The sequence below is a fragment of the Aliinostoc sp. HNIBRCY26 genome (assembly GCF_050235535.1).
Classification (GTDB): Bacteria; Cyanobacteriota; Cyanobacteriia; order Cyanobacteriales; family Nostocaceae; genus Trichormus.
Genome location: NZ_CP189852.1, coordinates 725,666 through 748,073, shown reverse-complemented (window position 1 = coordinate 748,073; position 22,408 = coordinate 725,666). Strand labels below are relative to the sequence as shown.

The 22,408-nt window shown below is 40.2% G+C and carries 17 protein-coding genes; 7 read left to right on the top strand and 10 right to left on the bottom strand.

The window, feature by feature from the left end; translation table 11 throughout:
• Nucleotides 1–22 precede the first annotated feature (22 nt).
• Nucleotides 23–1,075, top strand: coding sequence for a hypothetical protein (locus ACQFX9_RS03170; RefSeq protein ID WP_427160668.1), 1,053 nt, complete (start codon nucleotides 23–25; stop codon nucleotides 1,073–1,075).
• Between the two features lie 127 nt (nucleotides 1,076–1,202).
• Here ACQFX9_RS03170 and ACQFX9_RS03165 read toward each other — a convergent pair whose 3' ends face one another.
• Nucleotides 1,203–2,744, bottom strand: a complete 1,542-nt coding sequence (locus ACQFX9_RS03165; protein ID WP_427160667.1) for an iron uptake porin — start codon at nucleotides 2,742–2,744, stop codon at nucleotides 1,203–1,205.
• 665 nt (nucleotides 2,745–3,409) lie between these two features.
• Here ACQFX9_RS03165 and ACQFX9_RS03160 point away from each other — a divergent pair.
• The gene (locus ACQFX9_RS03160) at nucleotides 3,410–4,594 is read left to right on the top strand and encodes an acyl-CoA dehydrogenase family protein (RefSeq protein ID WP_427160666.1); all 1,185 of its coding nucleotides are present in this window, start codon (nucleotides 3,410–3,412) and stop codon (nucleotides 4,592–4,594) included.
• 48 nt (nucleotides 4,595–4,642) lie between these two features.
• Here ACQFX9_RS03160 and ACQFX9_RS03155 read toward each other — a convergent pair whose 3' ends face one another.
• Complete coding sequence (locus ACQFX9_RS03155; protein WP_427160665.1) at nucleotides 4,643–5,413, bottom strand: Ycf66 family protein; 771 nt, start codon at nucleotides 5,411–5,413, stop codon at nucleotides 4,643–4,645.
• A gap of 371 nt (nucleotides 5,414–5,784) precedes the next feature.
• Here ACQFX9_RS03155 and gndA point away from each other — a divergent pair, with 371 nt between their 5' ends.
• Nucleotides 5,785–7,215 (top strand): NADP-dependent phosphogluconate dehydrogenase, encoded by a 1,431-nt coding sequence (gene gndA / locus ACQFX9_RS03150; protein ID WP_427160664.1) that lies wholly within the window; start codon nucleotides 5,785–5,787, stop codon nucleotides 7,213–7,215.
• 69 nt (nucleotides 7,216–7,284) lie between these two features.
• Here the strand turns inward: gndA and ACQFX9_RS03145 are convergent, their stop codons facing one another.
• Entirely contained in the window at nucleotides 7,285–8,451 is a 1,167-nt protein-coding gene (locus tag ACQFX9_RS03145; RefSeq protein WP_427160663.1) for a DarT ssDNA thymidine ADP-ribosyltransferase family protein, read from the bottom strand.
• A gap of 5 nt (nucleotides 8,452–8,456) precedes the next feature.
• The gene (locus ACQFX9_RS03140; protein WP_427162780.1) at nucleotides 8,457–9,587 is read right to left on the bottom strand and encodes a protein kinase domain-containing protein; all 1,131 of its coding nucleotides are present in this window, start codon (nucleotides 9,585–9,587) and stop codon (nucleotides 8,457–8,459) included.
• Nucleotides 9,588–9,853: 266 nt separating this feature from the next.
• Here ACQFX9_RS03140 and ACQFX9_RS03135 point away from each other — a divergent pair, with 266 nt between their 5' ends.
• Nucleotides 9,854–10,885, top strand: coding sequence for a hypothetical protein (locus tag ACQFX9_RS03135; protein ID WP_427160662.1), 1,032 nt, complete (start codon nucleotides 9,854–9,856; stop codon nucleotides 10,883–10,885).
• 100 nt (nucleotides 10,886–10,985) lie between these two features.
• Here the strand turns inward: ACQFX9_RS03135 and ACQFX9_RS03130 are convergent, their stop codons facing one another.
• From ACQFX9_RS03130 to ACQFX9_RS03115, 4 genes are all read right to left on the bottom strand, one after another.
• Nucleotides 10,986–11,552, bottom strand: coding sequence for a hypothetical protein (locus ACQFX9_RS03130; protein WP_427160661.1), 567 nt, complete (start codon nucleotides 11,550–11,552; stop codon nucleotides 10,986–10,988).
• Between the two features lie 113 nt (nucleotides 11,553–11,665).
• Nucleotides 11,666–12,907 carry a glycoside hydrolase family 10 protein gene (locus ACQFX9_RS03125; RefSeq protein WP_427160660.1) on the bottom strand — a complete coding sequence of 414 codons (1,242 nt, stop codon included), beginning with the start codon at nucleotides 12,905–12,907 and terminating at the stop codon, nucleotides 11,666–11,668.
• A 325-nt stretch (nucleotides 12,908–13,232) separates the two neighbouring features.
• Nucleotides 13,233–14,705: a glycolate oxidase subunit GlcD gene (gene glcD, locus ACQFX9_RS03120; RefSeq protein WP_427160659.1), complete on the bottom strand. Its 1,473-nt coding sequence runs from the start codon at nucleotides 14,703–14,705 to the stop codon at nucleotides 13,233–13,235.
• A 219-nt stretch (nucleotides 14,706–14,924) separates the two neighbouring features.
• The gene (locus tag ACQFX9_RS03115) at nucleotides 14,925–16,148 is read right to left on the bottom strand and encodes a WG repeat-containing protein (RefSeq protein WP_427160658.1); all 1,224 of its coding nucleotides are present in this window, start codon (nucleotides 16,146–16,148) and stop codon (nucleotides 14,925–14,927) included.
• A 140-nt stretch (nucleotides 16,149–16,288) separates the two neighbouring features.
• Here ACQFX9_RS03115 and ACQFX9_RS03110 point away from each other — a divergent pair, with 140 nt between their 5' ends.
• A complete protein-coding gene (locus tag ACQFX9_RS03110; RefSeq protein WP_427160657.1) occupies nucleotides 16,289–17,014 on the top strand; it encodes a Uma2 family endonuclease in 726 nt (241 codons plus the stop codon).
• A 94-nt stretch (nucleotides 17,015–17,108) separates the two neighbouring features.
• Here the strand turns inward: ACQFX9_RS03110 and ACQFX9_RS03105 are convergent, their stop codons facing one another.
• Nucleotides 17,109–18,227 carry a ferrochelatase gene (locus tag ACQFX9_RS03105; RefSeq protein ID WP_427160656.1) on the bottom strand — a complete coding sequence of 373 codons (1,119 nt, stop codon included), beginning with the start codon at nucleotides 18,225–18,227 and terminating at the stop codon, nucleotides 17,109–17,111.
• Nucleotides 18,228–18,743: 516 nt separating this feature from the next.
• On the opposite strand from ACQFX9_RS03105, the gene ACQFX9_RS03100 reads away from it, so the two are divergent.
• Both ACQFX9_RS03100 and ACQFX9_RS03095 read left to right on the top strand, forming a co-directional pair.
• Entirely contained in the window at nucleotides 18,744–19,349 is a 606-nt protein-coding gene (locus ACQFX9_RS03100; RefSeq protein ID WP_427160655.1) for a hypothetical protein, read from the top strand.
• 197 nt (nucleotides 19,350–19,546) lie between these two features.
• Nucleotides 19,547–20,812 carry an MFS transporter gene (locus ACQFX9_RS03095; RefSeq protein WP_427160654.1) on the top strand — a complete coding sequence of 422 codons (1,266 nt, stop codon included), beginning with the start codon at nucleotides 19,547–19,549 and terminating at the stop codon, nucleotides 20,810–20,812.
• Between the two features lie 128 nt (nucleotides 20,813–20,940).
• On the opposite strand, the gene cysK is transcribed toward ACQFX9_RS03095, so the two are convergent.
• The gene (gene cysK / locus ACQFX9_RS03090) at nucleotides 20,941–21,933 is read right to left on the bottom strand and encodes a cysteine synthase A (protein ID WP_427160653.1); all 993 of its coding nucleotides are present in this window, start codon (nucleotides 21,931–21,933) and stop codon (nucleotides 20,941–20,943) included.
• Nucleotides 21,934–22,408: the final 475 nt, after the last annotated feature.

Genomic DNA, 22,408 nt, shown 5'->3' with positions numbered 1-22,408 from the left:
ACAATGATGAGATGTTAACACTATGAGCTTTGCACATCCCCAGCAAAAGCGAAGCACTTGGAAAAGCCAACCATTTAAGGGACTGTTGTTTATTCCTGTAATTGCTGTTATTAGCTACCTTTTTGAACTCATCTTTGGTCAAATTCTTCAGATGCCTGTAGCGACTAAATTGACTTACATCACTATCTGTTTTGTCTGGTGGTGGCATCTCGGTTTTTCCCTCAATGGCTATCCAGGCTCTCGTTTTTCTTCCACAAGATTCGGACGCGGAACGGTGAATTTATTAGTGCTATTGGCACTAGTGTATCTAACTGGAGAAGTGTGGAAATTTATCTTTGCTAAAGCTAGTCTCACTGACACATCTGTAGGTTTGTGGGGACAAACAGCAATCATTACTGCGGCTCTGAGTCTGTTCTTCTTTGACAACACTATTGTCACTACAAAAGAAGTACGGGATTGGCATCCAATTAGCGGATTTCTCAATATCTTTTTTGCTGTATTCTTTATTGCTCCCGCTCTTACCTTTCTGCCCCAAATTTGGGGACTTTCACCCTTTTACTTTCCTTGGTATTGGTATCCTTGTTCAACAGTATTTGGTAGTTTCTTTGAACGCTGGCCGTTAAATAAACTAGAACTAGGAATGCCCCGTTTAGGGTTACTACATACAGGTGTTGTTTTGTTTCTCACTTTAATTACTGCGTTGTTTCTCAAACAGCTAGGAATGGATTTGTTAACGACAACCACAGGCCCAACTTTTGCAGCAATTTGGACAACAGTTGGTTTAGGCTTGCTGTGGCAATTTAATATGTGGCCATTCACGGAATTATCACAGCCCACAAAAGGCGTAGTTGCAACTATTACTAGTTTGATTGTTTCGGTCTTGTTGTATTGGGTAACAGTATCTCTAGTAGGTCAAGAAAATATTATCCAAGGGCTGTACTGGTGGTTTAATATTCTTTGGGTTCAAGTATTCTTAATGGCCCCAGGATTGTACGACGGTTTAGGACTATGGCAAGATACGGCAACCCTAGTTCAAGAACAACAGCCACTGAGTTTGAATCACGAAGGTCGTTAATTTTGGTGTACGCAGTTCATGACGGCTACTTACTCTCTCTGTTCTGTTAACAGTTAGAGAGTTTTTGGCATAGCTAATTCCCATTTTTGAACAGCAACGCCACAATTTGTAACGTTGCTGAAACTATCTAGAAAGTAAAGGTGGTTCTGACAGTACCAATTATTGCATCTTGATTATCATTGTTTTGACCAGGGGCTGTAATCCAAATCACGCCCGGAGTAATGGCAATGTTATCGGTCAGCCGATATTTGTAAAAACCTTCAATATGCAAGGATAAATCATCAGCAGGTGCAGGATTTCCACCCCGATAAGGTTCTGCACCTACAACAATGCCTCCAAGATTGCCTTGTTTGCCTAAATCTGGGAATGCCAAGCCTAAAGCGTAGTACCAAATATCTGCACTACCACTACCTACAAGATTTTTGGCGTTAGTGTAGCCAAAGAAGCCATTCACGGCAAATCGCGGACTAAATCTATAAAAAGCTTGTACTCCGTAGGAATTAGTAATCATTCGTTCAAATGGAGTGTTGGCTTGTTGAGTCCCGACCAGTGTAAAACCACTACCCAAGTCAAAGATTGCTCCTCGGTTTTGATAGGCATTGACATAGGTAAAAGCAATCCCAGAGTTATTGTTGGGGTTCCAAGCTAATTGTCCAAATGCACTATATTGACCATTCAAAAAACCACTGTCTGCTTGAGGACTGGCATGATCTCCGGCTAAGTAACCCAAACTCAAAGTTAATTTGTCACTAAACCGATAATTGAAGCCTCCGCCTGCACCGCCACCAATCCGATAAATCGGACTAGAGGAAGCAAATTCTGTTAATGCGCGACTGCCTCCGGTGGCACTATCAAGATCAGGACTCATTGTTGGCACAAAATCAAAGAAGACTCCGTTAACTACTCCGATATAAGCCTCTATGTTATCGCCAACAGGAAAGTAATAAGCTAGCCAATCAAGACCCACATTGTTATTACCTGGAGAAAGATTAAAAGTTTGTAGTCCTTCGGCTGTACCATCTGGCAGCCTCAAGGTATTAGCATTTCCAGTCGTTAAACGGACGTTGAGAGTGTCTTTACCTGTAAAACTACTTTTGAAAACCAGGCGGACTCGATTTTGAAAAACTGTATTGCTACTATCCACCGAACCACTAAAGGCATCTGTAACTGCAAATATGGCTTCTCCAAATAATTTGGTAGTTGTGGAAAATTGATTGGCTTCTAGTTCAGCAGTCCTAGCTTCTAAAGTATCAACGCGACCCCGCAAAGTTGCTAACTCAGAGGCGAATTCTTGCTGTAGTCGTTGGAGAGTCGTTAAGTCTTCTCTCGTAACTAACTCAGATGTGGCTGTGGCGATTAGCTCATTAATTCTAGATAGACAAGTATTTAAACCAGCCGCAAACTCATAGCGAGTAATGGCGCGGTTTCCTCGATAGGTGCTATCTAAATAGCCTGCAATACACCCATAACGTTCAACTAAAGACTGTAAGGCACTAAATGCCCAATCGGTTGGTTGCACATCTGAAAATTGTGATACAGATGTTACCTGAGACATCTGATCAGTATCTGAGGCGATCGCATTTGCTGCATTGCTTGGTGTTCCCACCACAGTTTCTAAATCTAGGTTCTGAGCATATGCTGATGTGCTGCCTAACAAAGTAGCACTCAAAATTATTGACTCTATGGCTAAATGATGAAATGAACCCTTGAATATTCCAATTACTCCTCATATTTTCGGGTGCAAAAATTTATCGTCAGTCATCAAATATTGAGCGACTCGTCAAGCTCTATACTGATGACTCACATTGCTTAATGTTGAATAACTCTAAAGCACAAAGATTTTCACTAATATTGCTCTCCTTTTGGTTACATCAGTGAATTTCTAGGTTATAAGCTGCATATTGCCAGCAAAAATTGCCTTTTTCACACAAATAAAATCTTGGCAATAGCTGTTATATCTGCCTAGATCATATCTATGTCTCTGTAAACAAAAATGGCAATATTACAGAATAATCTGAATTTATGCTTTTAAAGTACTAAACATCTATTAACTTTAAGTAGATTGTCGTATTTAACCTAAAAATATCACATATATAATTAGTAAACACAAGTGATAAGATATTTTATATAAAATTTTCTTGCTGCTTATTAGACTGTATTAAAAATCTATAACTTTGAGGAGAAATTATTTGATTTGAACTTGCTTTATTATTCATCCTATGCCATGATATGCAAATATTACAGTAACTTAATCTAAATACTGTAGATTAAAATTTTTTAGCCAGAATTTATAGTTACTCATGGCAACACGGTCAATGGGAGAAGTGGCAAGTTATGCAATTAATTGACACTAAAGAGTCTCAACGTTATCTTGATATAGCTAAATCTTTAGCAGAGGAATTTGCCCAAACTGCTGTAGCGCGTGATGCTAAAGGTGGAACGCCAAAACATGAGCGCGATCGCTTACGTGAGAGCAATTTACTGAAACTGATCATTCCTAAAGAATACGGCGGCTTAGGAGAAAGCTGGATTACTGTTTTGCAAATTACCCGCGAGTTTGCCAAAGTTGATAGTTCCATTGCTCATGTCTTTTCCTACCATCATTTAGGTGTAGTCATTCCCCATATTTTTGGCTCGGACGAGCAGAAACAACGATACTACTTAGAGACTATTCGCCACAATTGGTTTTGGTGCAATGCCCTGAATCCTTTAGATAAAAGAAATATTCTTACACCAGAAAATAATTATTTTCGACTGAACGGAGTCAAAAGTTTTTGTTCAGGCTCTCATGATTCTGATATATTACCCATCACCGCTATTCATCAAGAAACTGGTGAATTGATGATTTTGGTAATTCCTACCTCAAGGTCAGGTGTTACTGTTAATCATGATTGGGATAACATGGGACAACGGCAAACAGATAGTGGTAGCGTGACATTTGAAAATGTATTGGTTTACCCAGAGGAAATTTTGGGTGTGAGAAATAAACCAAGTAAACCTTTTACTACTATTCGTGCCTGCTTAACTCAATTGAATCTTGCTAATATTTATTTGGGAATTGCACAGGGAGCATTTGAGGCTGCTAAAACCTATACCCTGACAAATACCAAACCTTGGCTAACTTCAGGGGTGGAGAGTGCAACTAAAGACCCTTATATCCTTGAACACTACGGAACAATATGGACTGATCTGCAAACAGCCAAATGTTTAGTTGAACAAGCGGGAGAATTACTACAAGCGGCTTGGGATGAGGAATGGTCACTTACCGCAGCACAACGAGGGGAATGTGCGCTTTTAATTGCCACAGCTAAAGTCGTCGCCACTAGAGTCGGTTTAGATATTACCAATCGAATTTTTGAAGTTATGGGCGCACGCGCTACCAACACAAAATATGGTTTTGACCGTTATTGGCGTAATCTTCGCACATTCACACTCCATGATCCAGTTGATTATAAAATTCGAGATATAGGAAACTGGGCATTAAATAATGAGCTGCCAGAACCTAATTTTTATTCCTAATTATAAAAATAAAACCCAACATGAACCTAGATGTTGGGTTTCGCTATATCAACTAGTCTGATTATCTGGTGGGACGGCTCCTGGTGGGGCTTCGGCTGGGGGAGCTAACACCGCATCTGGGGCAATTTCCTCTACAGGAATTGGTGTTTTCTCCTCAGCCTCATTATGTGGTTGAGCAGCTTCCACCAGTTCTGGGGATGGGGGATGGGGTGGAATTACTTCGGGTACGGTTTCAGTTTGAGGTTCTGTTTCAGTTGTCGCCGCTACTTCTGTAGGCTGTTCTGCGGCGACAGTTGGGGATTCAGGTTCAGTAGTAGTAACAGGCACTTGGGTTGGTGTTTCTGTATTGTCGATAATCTCCACAGCAGGTTTTGTTGTGGTTTCTGGCTCTGGAGTTGGGGTTTTTGGGGTAGTCGGTTGTTGAGTGCGGTTTTTCAACCCACCGAAAAAACCACTGACAGTTTGCTGCAATTGCGCCAAAGGTTGGGGTAAAGACAACTTATTAGTCTGTTCCTGGAGTTTGGTTTTCACCGCTTCTGAACTGGGAACTGGAGTTTGTTGTAGTAAGGGAGTTACCTGACGACGCAAAGAAAGAGTTTGCCAGCCAAACCACACCAAAAGAGCCACGCTAGCCACATGACCCAATAGCAAACCTCCAGAAATGCGAGGAGCAAACACCCATAAAACTAGGGCGTAGAATAATCCCACACCACTCCAAATAAAATCATTCTTGCGGTGGATTTCTGGAAAAAAGAAAGCTGATATGTAGAGGGCTAAACTACCAAGGCCAACCACCAAAGCTAGGACATTTGCCAGCATTTTTGCTTACTCCTTTTACTAGGGACTAGGTATTGGGGACTGGGGATCGGGGATTGGGCATGGGGCATTGGGCATGGGGCATTGGATATTGGGCGGGTGTTTCCCTATTCCCTATTCTCTATTCCCCATTCCCTATTACCCAGTCCCCAGTCCCCAGTCCCCAATCCCCAATCACCAGTCCCCAGTCCCTAATAAAAGCAAATTTTACAAATTAATTGTTGACTTAGATACAAATTAAAACTATTTAACTGTGTTACTAGTGAGCTTTTATTGTTTAGATTAACTCTTAATGTCTTCTTTAGGGGAGAAGAGAAGAACTCAGACTACCCTTAAAGATGAAAGAACCTGCAAGAGTTAGCCAAACATAGTTTATGACACTACAAAGCTTTGGTGTGATTGGTTTAGCCGTTATGGGCGAGAACATCGCTCTAAACGTTGAGCGTAATGGCTTCCCAATTGCAGTTTATAATCGCTCCAGAGAAAAAACCGATGCTTTCATGGCACAGCGTGCCGGAGGCCGCAATGTTAAAGCTGCTTTTACCTTAGAAGAATTTGTTGCCGCTCTAGAACGTCCCCGCAAGATTCTAGTGATGGTGCAAGCTGGTAAACCAGTTGACGCAGTCATTCAGCAACTAAAACCCCTGCTCGATGAAGGCGATATCATTATTGACGGTGGTAACTCTTGGTTTGAAGATACCCAAAGACGTACTCAAGAATTAGAACCCGTTGGTTTACGCTTTCTGGGTATGGGTGTCAGTGGTGGTGAAGAAGGCGCGCTCAATGGCCCTTCACTGATGCCTGGTGGTACACAAAGTTCTTATGAGTATCTGTCCCCAATTTTCAACAAAATTGCGGCTCAAGTTGATGATGGCCCTTGTGTAACCTACGTTGGCCCCGGTGGTTCTGGTCACTATGTCAAGATGGTACACAACGGTATTGAGTACGGCGATATGCAGTTAATTGCAGAAGCCTACGATTTGCTGAAAAATGCTGGTGGACTAAGCGCACAGCAACTACATGAAGTATTTGCTGAGTGGAACACCACCGACGAACTCAATTCTTTCTTGATTGAGATTACAGCTAATATCTTCCCCTACGTTGACCCCGACACCAAACTACCCCTAGTAGATTTGATTGTTGACGCAGCAGGTCAAAAGGGTACTGGACGCTGGACTGTACAAACAGCTTTAGAATTGGGCGTTTCTATCCCTACCATTACAGCAGCCGTAAATGCACGGATTATCTCTTCCATTCGCGATGAACGGATTGCGGCATCTAAGCAGTTGACAGGCCCCAGTGGTAAGTATGACGGTGCTACCAAAGACTTTATCAACAAAGTCCGCGATGCGCTGTACTGCTCCAAGATTTGCTCCTACGCTCAAGGGATGGCACTGCTATCTACAGCTTCAGCAACATTTAACTGGAATTTGAATCTGAGCGAATTGGCGCGGATTTGGAAAGGTGGTTGTATTATTCGCGCTGGCTTCTTGAATAAGATTAAGAAGGCATTTAACGAAAATCCTGCATTGCCTAACTTGTTACTTGCTCCTGAATTTAAGCAAACAATTCTTGATAGACAAGCAGCTTGGCGGGAAGTAATTATCACAGCTGCCAAACTTGGTATCCCTGTGCCTGCATTTAGCGCGTCCTTGGATTATTTTGACAGCTATCGCCGCGATCGCCTACCCCAAAACCTCACCCAAGCACAACGCGACTACTTCGGCGCGCACACCTACTTACGTACCGATAAAGCTGGTGCATTCCACACTGAATGGGTTCCTATTACTGAAGCTAAAAAGTAAGTTTGTCACCCTTTCAATCCTGAACTGATTTAAAAGTGGCTCTAACATTTTAGAGCCACTTTTTTATGATTAATGCAGCAAATAATCATTAGTTAAATATTGAGCATCTATTTGGTTTTCTCTAGGAAGATATATTGCCACGGGAATTCCTATATCATTTAAATAACGACACATGATTGGCCCTACTTCAGCCCAACTCAAGTTCCCTAAACCACAACCTAAAGCTGGCATGGCTAAAGATTGAATCCCACATTCTTGATAGTTTTTACTTACCCAATCTAAACCGCCTTCAATATCATCTAAGCGAGAATTTTCCCGCCATTGTCTTTTAGTAGCAAATAACAAAAACCACTTGATAGAATTAGCTGTTACAAGCGGCAGACTTAAATCAGCCAGTTCTTGATCTAATGATGCTTCCCGTTTGTAAAGATACGGTTTTGTCGCAGTCATTTGTTTATTTCGACAAGCATCTTGATAAACTACATATACATCAGGAAACTGATATTTTGCTCGTGATGCTAATCCCTTGCCCATAATACCCTGAAGATTCACACTAATGGTCAAAGTTTGCATATTAGAAAAAAACATATCTCCATCAATTAAGGAAATATTCCTACCAATTCTACTAGCAAATATAGGTTGAAAGAACATATTAGGTTCAGGAATCACAGGAATTTTAGCTGCACCTATTAGTTTTTCTACTCGCTCTTTAGTTTTATAATCTGCAACAAAAACTGAATGTACAAGTTCCGGACTAATTTGATTAGGGACTAAACACTCAGCCATGATTTTACGTTTTGAACCATCTAACTCATTCCACCACTCATTTTGAATGATTTTCCATTGTTTTTGTAAAGTGACTAAACCTTCTGGAATAGAGAAAAATTGTGTTGGGTCATTGGCCGCATTACCATCAGTAATAAATGCTCCTGTTGCTCCCAAGACATCTGGTTTAACTCCAACAACAGCAATATCTCGCTTGTCTTTTTCATGAACTACCCGATACATCATTGGGTTACGTGGCTGAAAATATAAGTTGGCATACTCCCATAAACTACTATTTGTCGGTGTAGATTTATCTTTTCGTTTGCTCACAATCCCAAAATCGTAAATAGGTATAGATGAAACTGCTAATTCTTCAACTTTTTTATGGGATAAAATACCTCTTTGCAGAATTGATGGCAGATTTTCAATATGAGTGATGTAATATAGACTTTTGATGTCAGGTTTTCTCATAAATCTTATGGATTATTATTCCCCATATATTTAGCTTTTAATTCTTCTAGTTCTTTATCAATTTCACTTTGATTAGTCGATGTATTCGTTGTAGGTCGCGGCTGATTGTTTTGAGGTTTGGATTTGCCACCAGGGAGAAACTGTGTTTTTAATTGCTCTAGTTCTAAGTCAACTTGACTCGGTGTAGGACTAATATAAGTAGGCGGTAAAGTCGGTGATGTTTGATTTTGCGGTTGGCTGGCGATCGCAGCATTGGCACCAGGTTGATTTAAATCTTGCAAAACTGCATCTACTGTTTGATAGCGTCTGGCAGGAATGCTTGCTAACATTTTGTTAAGAATATTAGTTAAACTATTGCTGATGGGTACTTTTAAGTATTGCTGCCAAAGCCAAGTGTCATTATTGGTATCATAGGAATCAAACGGCGATCGCCCGGTTAATAAATGAATACAAGTCGCCCCTAAACTATAAATATCACTGGCAAAAGTAGCCCTTCCTCTCATTTGTTCTGGTGCAACATATTCAGGACTGCCGATACTAGTACCAGTTCTATTTAAAGCTGTGCCAGTTGCAGATTTAGCAGCTCCAAAATCTACTAAAACTAATTTATGATCACTACTACGTAAAATAATATTTTCAGGTTTAATATCGCGGTGAATTACCTGTCTAGCATGGCAAAATTGCAATACATTCAATAAGTCGCTGAGTAATTGTCGAATCTGGGTTTCGTTGAACGCACCTTTATTTGCTAATTCCTGGGCTAAGTTTGCCCCATTAATAAATTCTTGTACTAAATACTGGCGATCTTCTTGGGTAAAGTATGCCAAAAGTTCAGGAATTTGCGGATGTTTACCTAGTTCGTCTAACTGTACCGCTTCTTGGGTAAATAACTCCACCGCCTTTTGGACTGTGTTTGTCCCTTGGGCTTGGGGGTAAAATTGCTTAATTACACAATGTGGTTTCGAGGGTTTATCTTCATCTACAGCCAAGAAAGTTCTGCCAAAACCACCTTGTCCGATGGGTTTAATCGCGCGGTAGCGTTCTTTGAGCAGTAATTTAGAACCACAACTCAAGCAAAACTTGACATCATCAGAATTTTCCGGCTTGGGACAACGGGGATTAAGACAGTAACTCATTGGCGGGATGGCGTTCACATCGCTCTTACTGTCTTTATTTTGCCTTGTGCTAGCCAAGAGTGGTTAAGTTCTTTATCTAGCCATCACTCACAATTCATAACTCATTACTCACAACTCACCACTCATCACTCATTACTCACAACTCACCACTTATCACTCAGCACTCACAACTCATCACTCAGCACTCATTACTCAGCACTCACTTGAGTCATTGTCCCCAGTTTGTGTAATAATAAGCCGATCGCTAGAGTGATAATTTACCAACTGTGCAATCAACGGATAATATCAATGACCTCGCTGCTGCACTGCAACAGCCTGCGGATCTTACCTTTGAACTGCCCGATCCCGAAGACGAACAGATTCCAGAGTCAGATTTCCAACAGCAGTTGGATATAGCTTGGCAGGTGTGCGATCGCTTTGACTTGCAAACGGAAATTTGGCGGGGACGCATCTTAAGGGCAATTCGGGATAGAGAAAAAAAAGGCGGTGATGGCCGTGGTACTGGTTTTCTCAACTGGCTTAAGCAACGGGAAATCAGTAAAAGTCAAGCCTACGCCTGGATTCAATTAGCTAATAGTGCTGATACTCTCTTGGAAGAGGGCAAGCTAGAACCCAGTGCTGTGAATAATTTCAGCAAACGCGCCTTTGTGGAAACCTCGAAAGCTTCCCCAGAGGTGCAACAAATGGTGAGTGAAGCGGCGAGTAAAGGCGATCGCATCACTAGGCGCGAAGTCCGTCAACTCACGGATGAATGGACAGCAATGTCGTCGGACTTATTACCAGAACCCGTCAAAGTCAAAGCTGCCGAAAATTCCCTTCCTCCGCGCTACATTGCCCCTCTAGTGAAGGAAATGGAAAAACTGCCCGAACAGCATCAAAAGTTTATTCAAAAGGAAATTGCGGCTAATCCTGATGTCGATACTCTCAAGCAGGTAACGACAGAAGCCCGTCAGTTAGCCAAATATCTAAAATCGGCTGCCCAAGTGCAAGCTTTAACAGATAATGATGTCGATATTGAAACTGCTTTAGAAGAAGCCCAAAGGGTTGGTTGTTTAAGTGTGGCGGCTGATTTAGTCAATCAGGCATCCCAAATAGAACAAACCATTGCCAAGTTATACATGACTTGGAAGCGAATCAGTAACTTAGCAGATAGATTATATGTAGATACTGGCGCAAGTACACCCAATTTGCGATCGCTCCTCAGTAGCATTGAACCTTTAGGTAGCGAAGTTATGGAAGTGCAATTAAGCGGTGCAACAGAACATACAGTGAGGTTGCAGATTCAGGAGACAAATTAGAATGGCGCATCGGGCAATTCAATTTTGGATTTTGGATTTTGGATTTTAAATTTTAAATTTTAAATTTTGAATTTTGAATTGATTTGCCCCCTGCCTTCTTTCACTCGCTGATTAATTTATGAATATTCAAGCCTGTGAGGATAGCAACAATTAGCCAAGTGATAGCTAAACCGATAACTTCCGCTAGAAACAAGCGGGTTGATTGGTGTAACATGATGCCCACAGCCGAACCAACAGGTAAGGCCACAGCCCAACACAAAGAATTCACTATCATCCATTGCCAAGCCCACGGTTTTGGCTTGCGTATGGTTAACCATTGAGATAACCCAATAGCAAAGCCACCAAATGCTCCATGTAATGCCCCAAAATAGAGCCTAACAGCTAATATTTCCGATGCTGGCACACTCCAACCGAATGCACCCATACCGATGACGGTGAGTATTACCCAAGCAGTAATAGTTAAGATAATCCATCTAATAGTGTAAATATTTTCTTTGAGGATGAGACTTTGGGGTAGAGCGATCGCAATTCCTCCCATCGCCGCTTGTAATACACCAATCTCAGCCCGTTTGCCAATTTCAATCCAACACAAACTCACCAAAAAACCGCCAAAAGTCGCAATAGTCCACAGCAACACAAATTTTAACGGGGTTTTGGCAGAAGTCATTATTTAGTCAATAGTTATTAGTCAATAGTCCATAGTGAACAGTCAATAGCCATTAGTCAATAGCAATTAACTGTTAACACTTCTTCTACCTTGTCCTCCTTCCCTCGTCTCCCCTACTTCCTCCCTATCGTCAAAGGTCTATTAGCCTTAGCTGCAAACAACTCACGGAAAACTTTGCGGCGGGTTTGGGGTGATTCTGGGCTAATGTAACCCCACAGACTTTCCCAGTAAAAAAAAGACATACCAAAAAATCGGCGATCGCGCACAGCTTCTATTTGTGATTGCACCTGTGTAATCTTGACTGGATTCCTTAAAGTACCTGTAGAAATCCCAATTGCCACAGGAATTTTAGTTTGAGCAAATTTTACAGATGGTGTTTCTAATTCAGCCAAAAACCCAGTTTTATCACCACGATAAACTTGTAAAATTAACTCATCTATCAAACCCTTTTTGACCCAACTTTCCCAATCTTGTAAATAGTTTTTATAAGAAAAATTTTGTCCATTAGGAGACAAAGAAATTTTAATATTGGGTCTTATCTCCTTCACAGCTTTATTAATCTCTGCCATAAACCCAGTAATTTTATTAGCACGCCAACTCATCCATTCTGGGTTTAAAGGGTCACTGGGTGGATTTTTACCTTGATTTTCTCTTTGATACAATTCAACAGTAAAAGGGTCATAGCCAAACTGCACAGGCATTCCAAAATGATCATCAAATTGAATACCATCTACATCATAATTACTGACAACTTCTGTAACTAATGACAAAATAAACTCTCGCACTTCAGGATGCAGTGGATTTAGCCAAGCTAATTTATTCGTCGGCTCATTATTTATTTCTTCCGGTAGCATTTCACTAATAGTTTTTTCACCCTGTTTTCCAGTTGTTAACCAATCAGGATAACGTTTTACGAGTTCTGAATTAGCAGGAGTCATCAAACCATATTCAAACCAGGGAATAACAGTCAAGTTTTTAGATTTAGCTAACTTCAACAACTTGGCTAAAACATCCTGACCGCCATGTACAGTATTCAGTAAAGGTTCAACATCACTACCAGTAAATAATTTTGCTGCATTACTTTTATAAAAAGTATAGCCCCGATTCCACACTACAGGATAAATCGTATTAAAATTGAGTGCCGATAATTGATTAATAGCACGGTCAATACCCCAAGGGACAAATAGCACACCGCTAGCAACGTTAGTTAGCCAAACCCCGCGAATTTCTGTTGTGGTGGGTAAGCTATTTTTTTCTTGATAGTCAGATAATGAAGGATCTGAAAATATTGTTAAGCACAATATGAGTTGTACACAAAGCAAATAAAATAAACAAAGTTTCGCCAACCGGTTCATGTGTGGTTTTGACTTCGTTGGGTGGAGATATTTATCAATACGGAATCAATCATAATTTTTCTGGATAATGTAGAAATATCATAATAATCTGCCAAGATATAAAGTGCCAAATCAACATCTATCACTTTATATCTTGGCTTGAATTTCACTATTTAGTAGTTAACAGTGAACACTTAGATAGTTTGTAGTAAGGGCTTTAGCCCTTTATCTTGAATCCCAAAGGACTAAAGTAGTTTGGTAGAGTTTGGTAGGGTGCGTCAGTATGAAGAATTTCTGAGTATAGTTAGGTTATCTAGCACTGACGCACCCTACATTTTCAATCTTTTCAAAACCTGTCTACACCAGCAAACTGCTGATTATTCATTTGATTTGCAGCTTCTCCACAAGTGCGCGGTGTCGGGAATATCTTCCCAGGATTTGCTAAACCTTGGGGATTAAACACTTGCCTTACCCACTGCATGGTTTCCAAATCAGTATTACTAAACATATCTGGCATATAGCATTTTTTATCGGCACCTATACCATGTTCGCCAGAAATACTACCGCCAACCTTGACACAAAGTTTAAGAATTTCTCCGCCTAACTCCTCAACTTTTTCTAACGCGCCAGGAACAGCATTATCAAACAAAATTAATGGATGTAAATTACCATCACCAGCATGAAAGACATTCGCAATCTGATAACCAAATTTTTGGCTTAATGCTTCAATCTCTTGTAAAACATAAGGTAACTGCGTCCGAGGAATTACCCCATCCTGCACATAATAATCCGGGCTTAAATGACCCGCCGCCGCAAACGCCGCTTTTCGTCCTTTCCACAGCTTCAATCGTGTTTCTGGGTCACTAGCAGAAGTAACGTTACGCGCTCCATTCTTTTTACAAATTTCTGCAACCCGCTTTTTATTTTCTGCAACTTCGATTTCTAAACCATCAATTTCAACTAATAAAATAGCTGTAGCATCACGGGGATAACAATTAGTAGCAACTACATCTTCCACAGCGTTAATACTAATATTATCCATCATCTCCATCCCGCCAGGAATTATCCCCGCACTGATAATATCAGAAACAGTTTCCCCCGCAGCCTCTACAGTCGTAAAATCTGCTAACAGTACACAAATTGATTCTGCACTTTTCAGAATTCTCAGAGTAATTTCAGTAGCAATTCCCAAAGTACCTTCCGAACCCACAAACACACCCGTCAAATCATAACCAGGAGTTTCAGGAATTTCTCCCCCTAAATCAACAATTTCCCCTTCCGGTGTGACGATTTTTAAACCTAAAACATGGTTAGTAGTGACACCATACTTTAAGCAATGCACCCCGCCAGAATTTTCCGCCACATTCCCCCCAATTGAGCAGATAATTTGGCTGGAGGGGTCGGGAGCGTAGTAAAATCCAGCACCACTGACAGTTTGTGTTACCCAACTGTTAATTACTCCTGGTTGCACTACAATGCGTTGATTATCTAAATCCACATTCAGAATTTGGCGCATTAAAGAAGTGACAATTAAAACCGAGTCATCAGAAGGTAACGCGCCGCCAGATAAACCCGTTCCCGAACCCCGTGCGATGAAAGGTACAGCATACTGGTTGCATATCTTTACTACCGCCGCTACCTGTTCCGTAGTTCGTGGTAACACCGCCACAGCAGGACGTTGACGATAGCTAGTTAAACCATCACACTCATAAGTGATAAGTTCTTCACGACGTTGCACTACGCCATTTGTACCTAGAACGGCCTCGAATGCTTTAATGATGGGTTTCCAGTTACGTTGTTGTTTATCTTGGGTAAGCATAGATTTTTATTTAACTGCCAAGTGGGTGAGTTTAATTACTATTGTGGACAGAATAGCAGTTTAGGGGTATGAAGAGGCGATCGCTCTCATCTTCATCATTCAATTTAATAATTCAAAGGAATAGACTGATTTATTTTTATTGTATTAACTGTGTTTATGGCAAGCCCTGAAATTAAGTGTAGATAAATAAGCAGTATTTCATGCAATTATGAAACCTAGTTATTCTTCAATAAACTTTCCTGTTTTATCTATAAGATAATACTGATCACCAATACATACTTCTGCTAGCCCTGATGAAAATAAGTTAGCCATATCAAACTGAGGTTGAATCACTACTTTTCCAGTTACATTGATATATCCGCTTTTTCCATTAATCAGAACTTCTGCTAACCCTTCTGAAAAATAGTAAGCCCATTCAAATTGAGGATGGATAATAAAATTTCCGTTCGTATCTATATAACCATACTTTTCACCAATCCGAACAGATGCTAGACCTTCAGTAAACTCATAAGCATCTTCAAATTGAGGCTGAATTATTACTTGTCCTGTTCTATCATCCATATAACCCCACTTGCGACCAATTCTTACTGGTGATAACCACTCATAATTAGAGGGTTGTAAGCGTAATATATTGAAATTTAAATCATTGAGTACCTCTGCCGCCTTAGAATAGCGTTTGCGAAAATCATATAACACCATTTTGTCTAAAAGTTGTGCAAGTGATTCACTTACTTGAGCTAGATCACGCCAAGCTATCTCATCTGTTGCATCTATAGATAACTGCATAGGATAATCTATACCTGTTAGTGCCTGAATAGCAGTTATTCCTAAAGCGTAAATATCACTGCTGAATTTAGGTCTACCTTGGAATTGTTCCACAGGTACATAACCTGGACTACCAACAGGAATAGTACACTTGAGTATTCCTGAAGTAGTGATTGGTTTAACAAGCCCAAAATCAATTAACACTAACTTACCATCAAATTTACGTCGCATTATATTTGAAGGTTTGATGTCTCGGTGAATAACATTATGTTCATGAATGAAAACTAAAATCTTGAGCATTTCTTCTAGAAATCTAATTACATCAGACTCCTTCCAACGAGTTCCTGAAGTAATTTCCTGACTCAAATCATTTCCATCAATAAATTCTTGAACAATATACATATTTTTTCTTTGTTCAAAATAAGCATATAATTTAGGAATTTGAGTATATGTTTGACCTAGTTTGTAGAGGATTTCTGCTTCTTTTTTAAACAGCCTCTCAATATCTGCATATGGAATATTTTTAGCAATAGCTCTAGGTTTAAGATGCTTAATAACACATTTAGGCTTGGTTTCAGTAGGAATGTCTAAATCTTCAGCTAGATAAGTCTCTCCAAACCCACCATAACCCAACTGACCGATAATTTTGTAGCGTTTTCGTAGTATCCTTCCAATCATTATATTTTTACTAAAGAATTAATATATATATTCCGATATTATTCTCTCATTTATTGTAAATACACTGCTACATAAGTTCAAGTTTTCATCTGAAATCAATTAACATAGAAATAACGCTCTTAAATAAAATGGATAAAATCATGGTTGAGCAACTTCTCATAAATAATGATGATTTCTATGTGCCAGATGCCAACCTACTAATTACCGAAGATGATTCTTTAGATAATTTTTTCACTGCTAAATGCAAACGCCTATTAGTCAGTTCTCTTTATAGTGCTTTACAAAATCAGACCTTTTTAGCCGAAGCTAACGTTGGTATTTATCATGCAGATAAACAGCCTGCAATTGTACCTGACGTTTTTCTGAGTTTGGATGTTCAAACTCCTGAAAACTGGTGGGAGAAACAAAATCGCTGTTATATGGTTTGGCGGTTTGGTAAACCTCCAGAGGTTGTGATTGAAATTGTTTCTAATCAAGAAGGTGACGAACTCGGTAAAAAGCTGCAAATTTATGAACAAATGCGCGCCAGTTACTACATTGTTTATGATTCCACTCAACAATTAGGAGAAAACATCCTGCGGGTTTATGAATTGAGGGGAAGACGCTATTTTGAAACTTCCGAAACTTGGTTAGAACAAGTAGGTTTAGGCGTGACTCTCTGGGAAGGGGAATTTGAAGGTAGACAGGATACTTGGTTACGTTGGTGCTATCAAGACGGTAGTATTTTACTAACTGGTGATGAATTGGCTGAACAAGAAAAACAGCGTGCTGAACAAGAAAAACAACGTGCTGAACAAGCAGAAGCACGAGTTCAATTACTAGCAGAAAGACTCAGAGCAATGGGAATTGACCCTGACACTATATAGATAATCATTACATCATAAAATCCCTGACTTTAAGTAATTTAAATTTCATTCAAGTCAGGGATTTTTTCATGACGATCGCCTAATAATATCCGATTTAATGATGGTGGTGGTGATGGTGATGATGAGCTATATGTGGATTCACTGACACGGACTGTTCATTTTGTAACTCAGATATGTGAGTATTCGCCCATTGTGCCGCCATTGCCAAAAACTCTGGATGGTCGTTGACACAAGCCATCTGCACATAATCTACTTGGGGATACTTTTTCTCTAAAGCATGAATAATGTGGTGTACATCCAATAAAGTTTCGTGATTTTCTGTAGCAAAGCCAATAGGCATAAAAATCACTGCTTTTGCGCCTAATTGAATCAAGTTAGTGGCGGCTTGTGTGGCGTTTGGTTGTGTCCATTCAATTAAGGGTGTGTCGTGATTGAGCCAACCGACGGAAATTAAAGGATAGCGATTGATTAATTGATCACGCACCAAATCATATAATGCTTGACTTTCGGTAATACCAGAGGTAAATCCTTTGGCTTTGTGCGGACAACCATGATTCATCAACACAATCCCGATTTGGGAAGGTAAATAAGCTGTGGCTAAATCAGCATTAATTTTTTCCTCAACCAGATGTGCCATCAAATGGATATATTCCGGCTCATTATAAAATGATGGAATATAACGCAGTCCTTTGACCCAATGGCGATCGCCTTCAGCCATTCCTGCAAGAGCCTTATTAACTTGCTCAATCGCAATCCCACTAGTAAAGATAGAATCAACCACCAGTAGTGGGTAAATTAAAATTTTCTCAAAACCTTGCTCTTTAATTTCTGCCAAAACCTGGTGAGGTAAAAAAGGAGCGCAGAAGTTAAACGCTTTAAAAACTTGGATACTATTACCCCACTTAGCTTGTAATAGCTGTTCAATACCAGCGCGTTGCTTTTCAAAGATGGCATTGTGAGGAGAGATAAAATCGTGATGTTGGTGTCCCCACTCGTGACGGTCAAATAACGCCAATAGTTTTGCTAAAGGTGGATAAATCCAGGTTGGTACAGGTGCAAATTTAGCAGTCAGTAGATTCAGAGCCTGTTCGTTATAGTTGGCAAAATCTTCATAACTTTCGACTTCACCATATCCCATGAGCAGAACTGCTACTCTGTCATGGGTTGATAAATGTTCCTGGATACTTTGTAATTTTTCCGGCGTAGCAACCACAATGAGTTCCTCAATATAAACCAGAATGTAGATTCAAACCAGCAACTAATGTGATGAACCTGGAAGTTACTGGATTTATTTCTCATTAGTAAACCATTATCCCCTCCGGGGGGAGGGGATAAACACAAAATTGACAATAATATATCAAAAGTCATATGAGTGTTATTACTTGATACTTAGTGTTAAGAGGGATTGGGGAATGGGGATTGGCGACTCTGACAGGTGTAGGTATTTTACAAACGTGGCTGAAATGGGGTTTTTCCGTTAGTTGAAAACTCAAATTTTAGTCTTTGATTTTTTACCTAAGAACGAAATTTCGTTATTTGAACCACGTTTAGAACTTTGTCTGAGAGTGTCCACTCATACCCACATCAAAAACCTACACCTGTCAGGATTGGCGACTGGGGACTGGGGACTGGGGACTGGGGGAGACAAAATAAAAATTAATGACTAATGACTATTGACTATTGACTATTGACTATTGACTATTGACTATTGACTATTGACCATTGACTAATGACCATAATCATTTGCCCTGGTATTCATGAACCAAAGTTAACTGAAAGTTTTATTTCAGGATGGTTATATGCGGACTCAGAAAAAAAACCAGATACATCCTTACCCTTAGAGCCTGACATCTTAGTGATCCCCGCCGAGGGAATTTTTACTTTATCAGGATTTCATATTTGGCAGTTTATGCAAGATTGCTTACACAATAGGCTAAAATCGCCAGTTATATTCATTAGTTTTAGTGCTGGTGTCGTAGGAGCGATCGCTGCTGCTACTCAATGGCAAATGATGGGGGGTAATGTTCAAGCATTTATTGCTATTGATGGATGGGGTGTGCCACTATGGGGGGATTTTCCTATTCATCGCCTCAGTCATGATTATTTCACTCACTGGAGTTCGTTATTACTTGGTAGTGGGCAAGATAATTTTTATGCTGAACCATCAGTAGACCATTTAACCATGTGGCGATCGCCCCAAACTGTTAGAGGTTGGTGGGTGAATTCCTCTGGAGGCGAAATTAATACCCGCAAAAACCCCCTCACCGCAGCTGAATTTTTACATCTATTATTAGAACGCTATGAACCAAAACAATCCGGAAAACAGTCTCAATAAACGGGAGTGAGAAATAAAGGATATTGGGCAAAGGAGTAACAATCTATTGATGAAGATGTGGAAAGGAGACTAAGAAATAGAGGAGTGGGGGAAAATAAGCACAATTTCACACTTTCTACTCAGCTTTCCCAGTACCCCTTCTTCAGTCCCCAATCCCTAGTTCCCCATCTACCCTAGTAAAAATACTAAAGTGATCCATGTTTCCAACTGAACCGGCTGCTGTCAATCACGGGTTTGGCGCACTGCTGAAAAATCGTAATTTTATGCTTCTATGGATGGGACAGCTATTATCCCAACTAGGAGACAAAGTATTCTTCGTCTTAGTGGTGGCGTTACTCAAAAATTACCCCCCACTTCCAGGTTTAAAAGAAAGCTCCATGTACTCAATTTTGATGGTAGCTTTTACTTTACCTGCTATTTTATTAGGTTCTGCTGGTGGTATTTTTGTTGATCGCTTCTCAAAAAAACTCATTCTTGTGGGTTCTAATGTCTTGCAAGCCATATTTGCCCTGTTAATAGCATTTTCGCCCAAAGAATTCCTACTATTTTTAATCCTAACTTTTATAATTTCTGCTTTGGCACAGTTTTTTGCCCCAGCCGAACAAGCTGCTATTCCTGTGGTGGTGCGGAAAGAAAACTTTATGGCCGCCAATGCTCTTTACAGTAGCACCATGATGGGGGCTTTAATTATTGGTTTTGCTATTGGTGAACCAATATTGAGTTTTGCAAAAACTTTTTTGGGTGCAGTTTATGGTCAAGAAGTCGTAGTTAGTGGATTATATATACTGTCAGCCGTTGCTTTTCAGTTAGTTGATTTTAAATCAGATCAGAAATTTGTGAGCGATCGCCGTACACTCATCGATCCTTGGGCTGATTTTAAAGAAGGCTTACGTTATCTCAAGAAAAATCGCCTAGTCTTGAATGCCATGCTGCAACTAACAACATTATATTGTGTCTTAGCAGCTCTGATGGCTTTGGCAATTAGGCTAGCACCAGATTTTGGTTTAAAACGAGAACAATTTAGCTTTTTCCTGGCAGCAGCAGGTGTAGGGATAGTATTAGGAGCTGCTATTTTAGGTCACTGGGGCAATAAATTTCATCACAAGCCCTTACCATTAGTCGGATTCTTGATCATGGCACTAGTATTAGGAGTATTCACTTTTGCTCAAAATCTCTGGCTAGCTTTAGGACTTTGTGGATTTTTAGGTGTTGGTGCTTCCTTAATTGGTGTACCCATGCAAACACTCATTCAACATGAAACACCTCCGACAATGTACGGCAAAGTTTTTGGGTTTCAAAATCATGCCGTAAATATTGCATTGTCAGCACCTTTAGCAATTACTGGGCCATTAATTGATCAACTGGGTTCAAGAACTGTATTGCTAGGAATGAGTTTTATAGTTGCAGGTGTAGGTGTTTGGACTTGGAAAAGTACCCGCCGAGTCTTACAAGATGTGATTTAGTTTTAGGAATCCGCTTTGATTCCTGAAATCATTTGCGTAGTAAGGGAACAGGGAACGGGAAGTAAGAAGGAATAAAAGTGTACCTAGCTTTGCAGAAATCAAATATGATTCCTATGGTCAATAGCTATTTAATTGACGGAAACACCACTTTGATTGAATTTTTTTAAAAACGCAAATTCTACATCTGGTAATTCTTTAAACAGTACGCTGCTTAGATAACGTTCGCCAAAGCTAGGTTGCACCATCACTATTAAGCGTCCAGCATTTTCTGGACGTTTGCCTACTTGAATAGCCGCATATAAAGCCGCACCGGTAGAAATTCCTGATAATAATCCTTCTTCTCTAGCTAGACGACGACTAAAAGCGATCGCATCTTCATCAGCTACTTGCATCACTTCATCAATTAATTCCAACCTTAGCACCGATGGAATAAACCCCGCCCCAATTCCCTGAATTTTATGGGGTTTAGGACTACCACCAGATAACACAGGACTGTTACTGGGTTCTACTGCTACTACTTGAAACTCCGGTTTGCGTTGCTTGAGAGCTTCTGCAACTCCTGTAATTGTTCCCCCAGTACCAACTCCAGAAATTAAAATATCGATTTTACCTTCTGTATCTTGCCAAAGTTCTTCTGCTGTAGTTTCTCTGTGAATCTTAGGATTAGCCGGATTAGCAAATTGTTGCAACATAAAAGCATCGGGTAGAGATGCTGCAATCTCCTCGGCTCGTCGGATAGCTCCTTTCATCCCCTCACTACCTGGAGTTAGTTCCAGTTGCGCGCCGTAGGCTTTGAGCATCGCACGCCGTTCTAAGCTCATAGTATCAGGCATCGTCAAAATTAACTGATAACCCTTAGCAGCTGATACCATTGCCAAAGCTATACCTGTATTGCCAGAAGTCGGCTCGACTAAAGTCGTCTTCCCTGGTGTAATCAATCCCTCTGCTTCCGCCGCTTCAATCATACTCATCCCAATTCTGTCTTTGACGGAAGCTGCTGGATTCATTCCCTCCAACTTAACCACAATTTCAGCCACACATCCCTCCGCTTGAGGAATGCGATTCAATCTGACAAGAGGTGTTTTCCCGATTAATTCTGTGATGTTGTTAGCAATTCTCATGATCTTTAGACTCCTGGGATCTACTCACAAGTTTTGATCCTCAGCTTGAGCCTATTATACTACGGTAAGCCAATTGATTTTTAGCCTTTTAATGTTGATTCATTTTCAAATATTTCGTACAAATCACTATTTTTATTCACGAAAAAAGGCAGAAGAGATGCCACAAGCATAGAAAAATCTACGCTTAACGTCGCGGCATCTGCTCATACTGCCATCAGTTAACCATCCCCGTTAGGATGTTATATCCCAACGCTTTGCCGAGGAAGTTGCAACCCCCAAATGTTGCACTACCTTGAATACTTGTTAACAACCATAACTAGGCTGTTGACTTAAAATACTTTAAATCGATTGGCTTAACGTATTTATCACCTAACAAAGTTTTTCACACATACCACAAAAAATAAAGTATTCTTCACGACAAATTAGCAAGTAAAGTTCTGTAAACTGCCCTGAAATAACTTTTCTAGGGTACTTG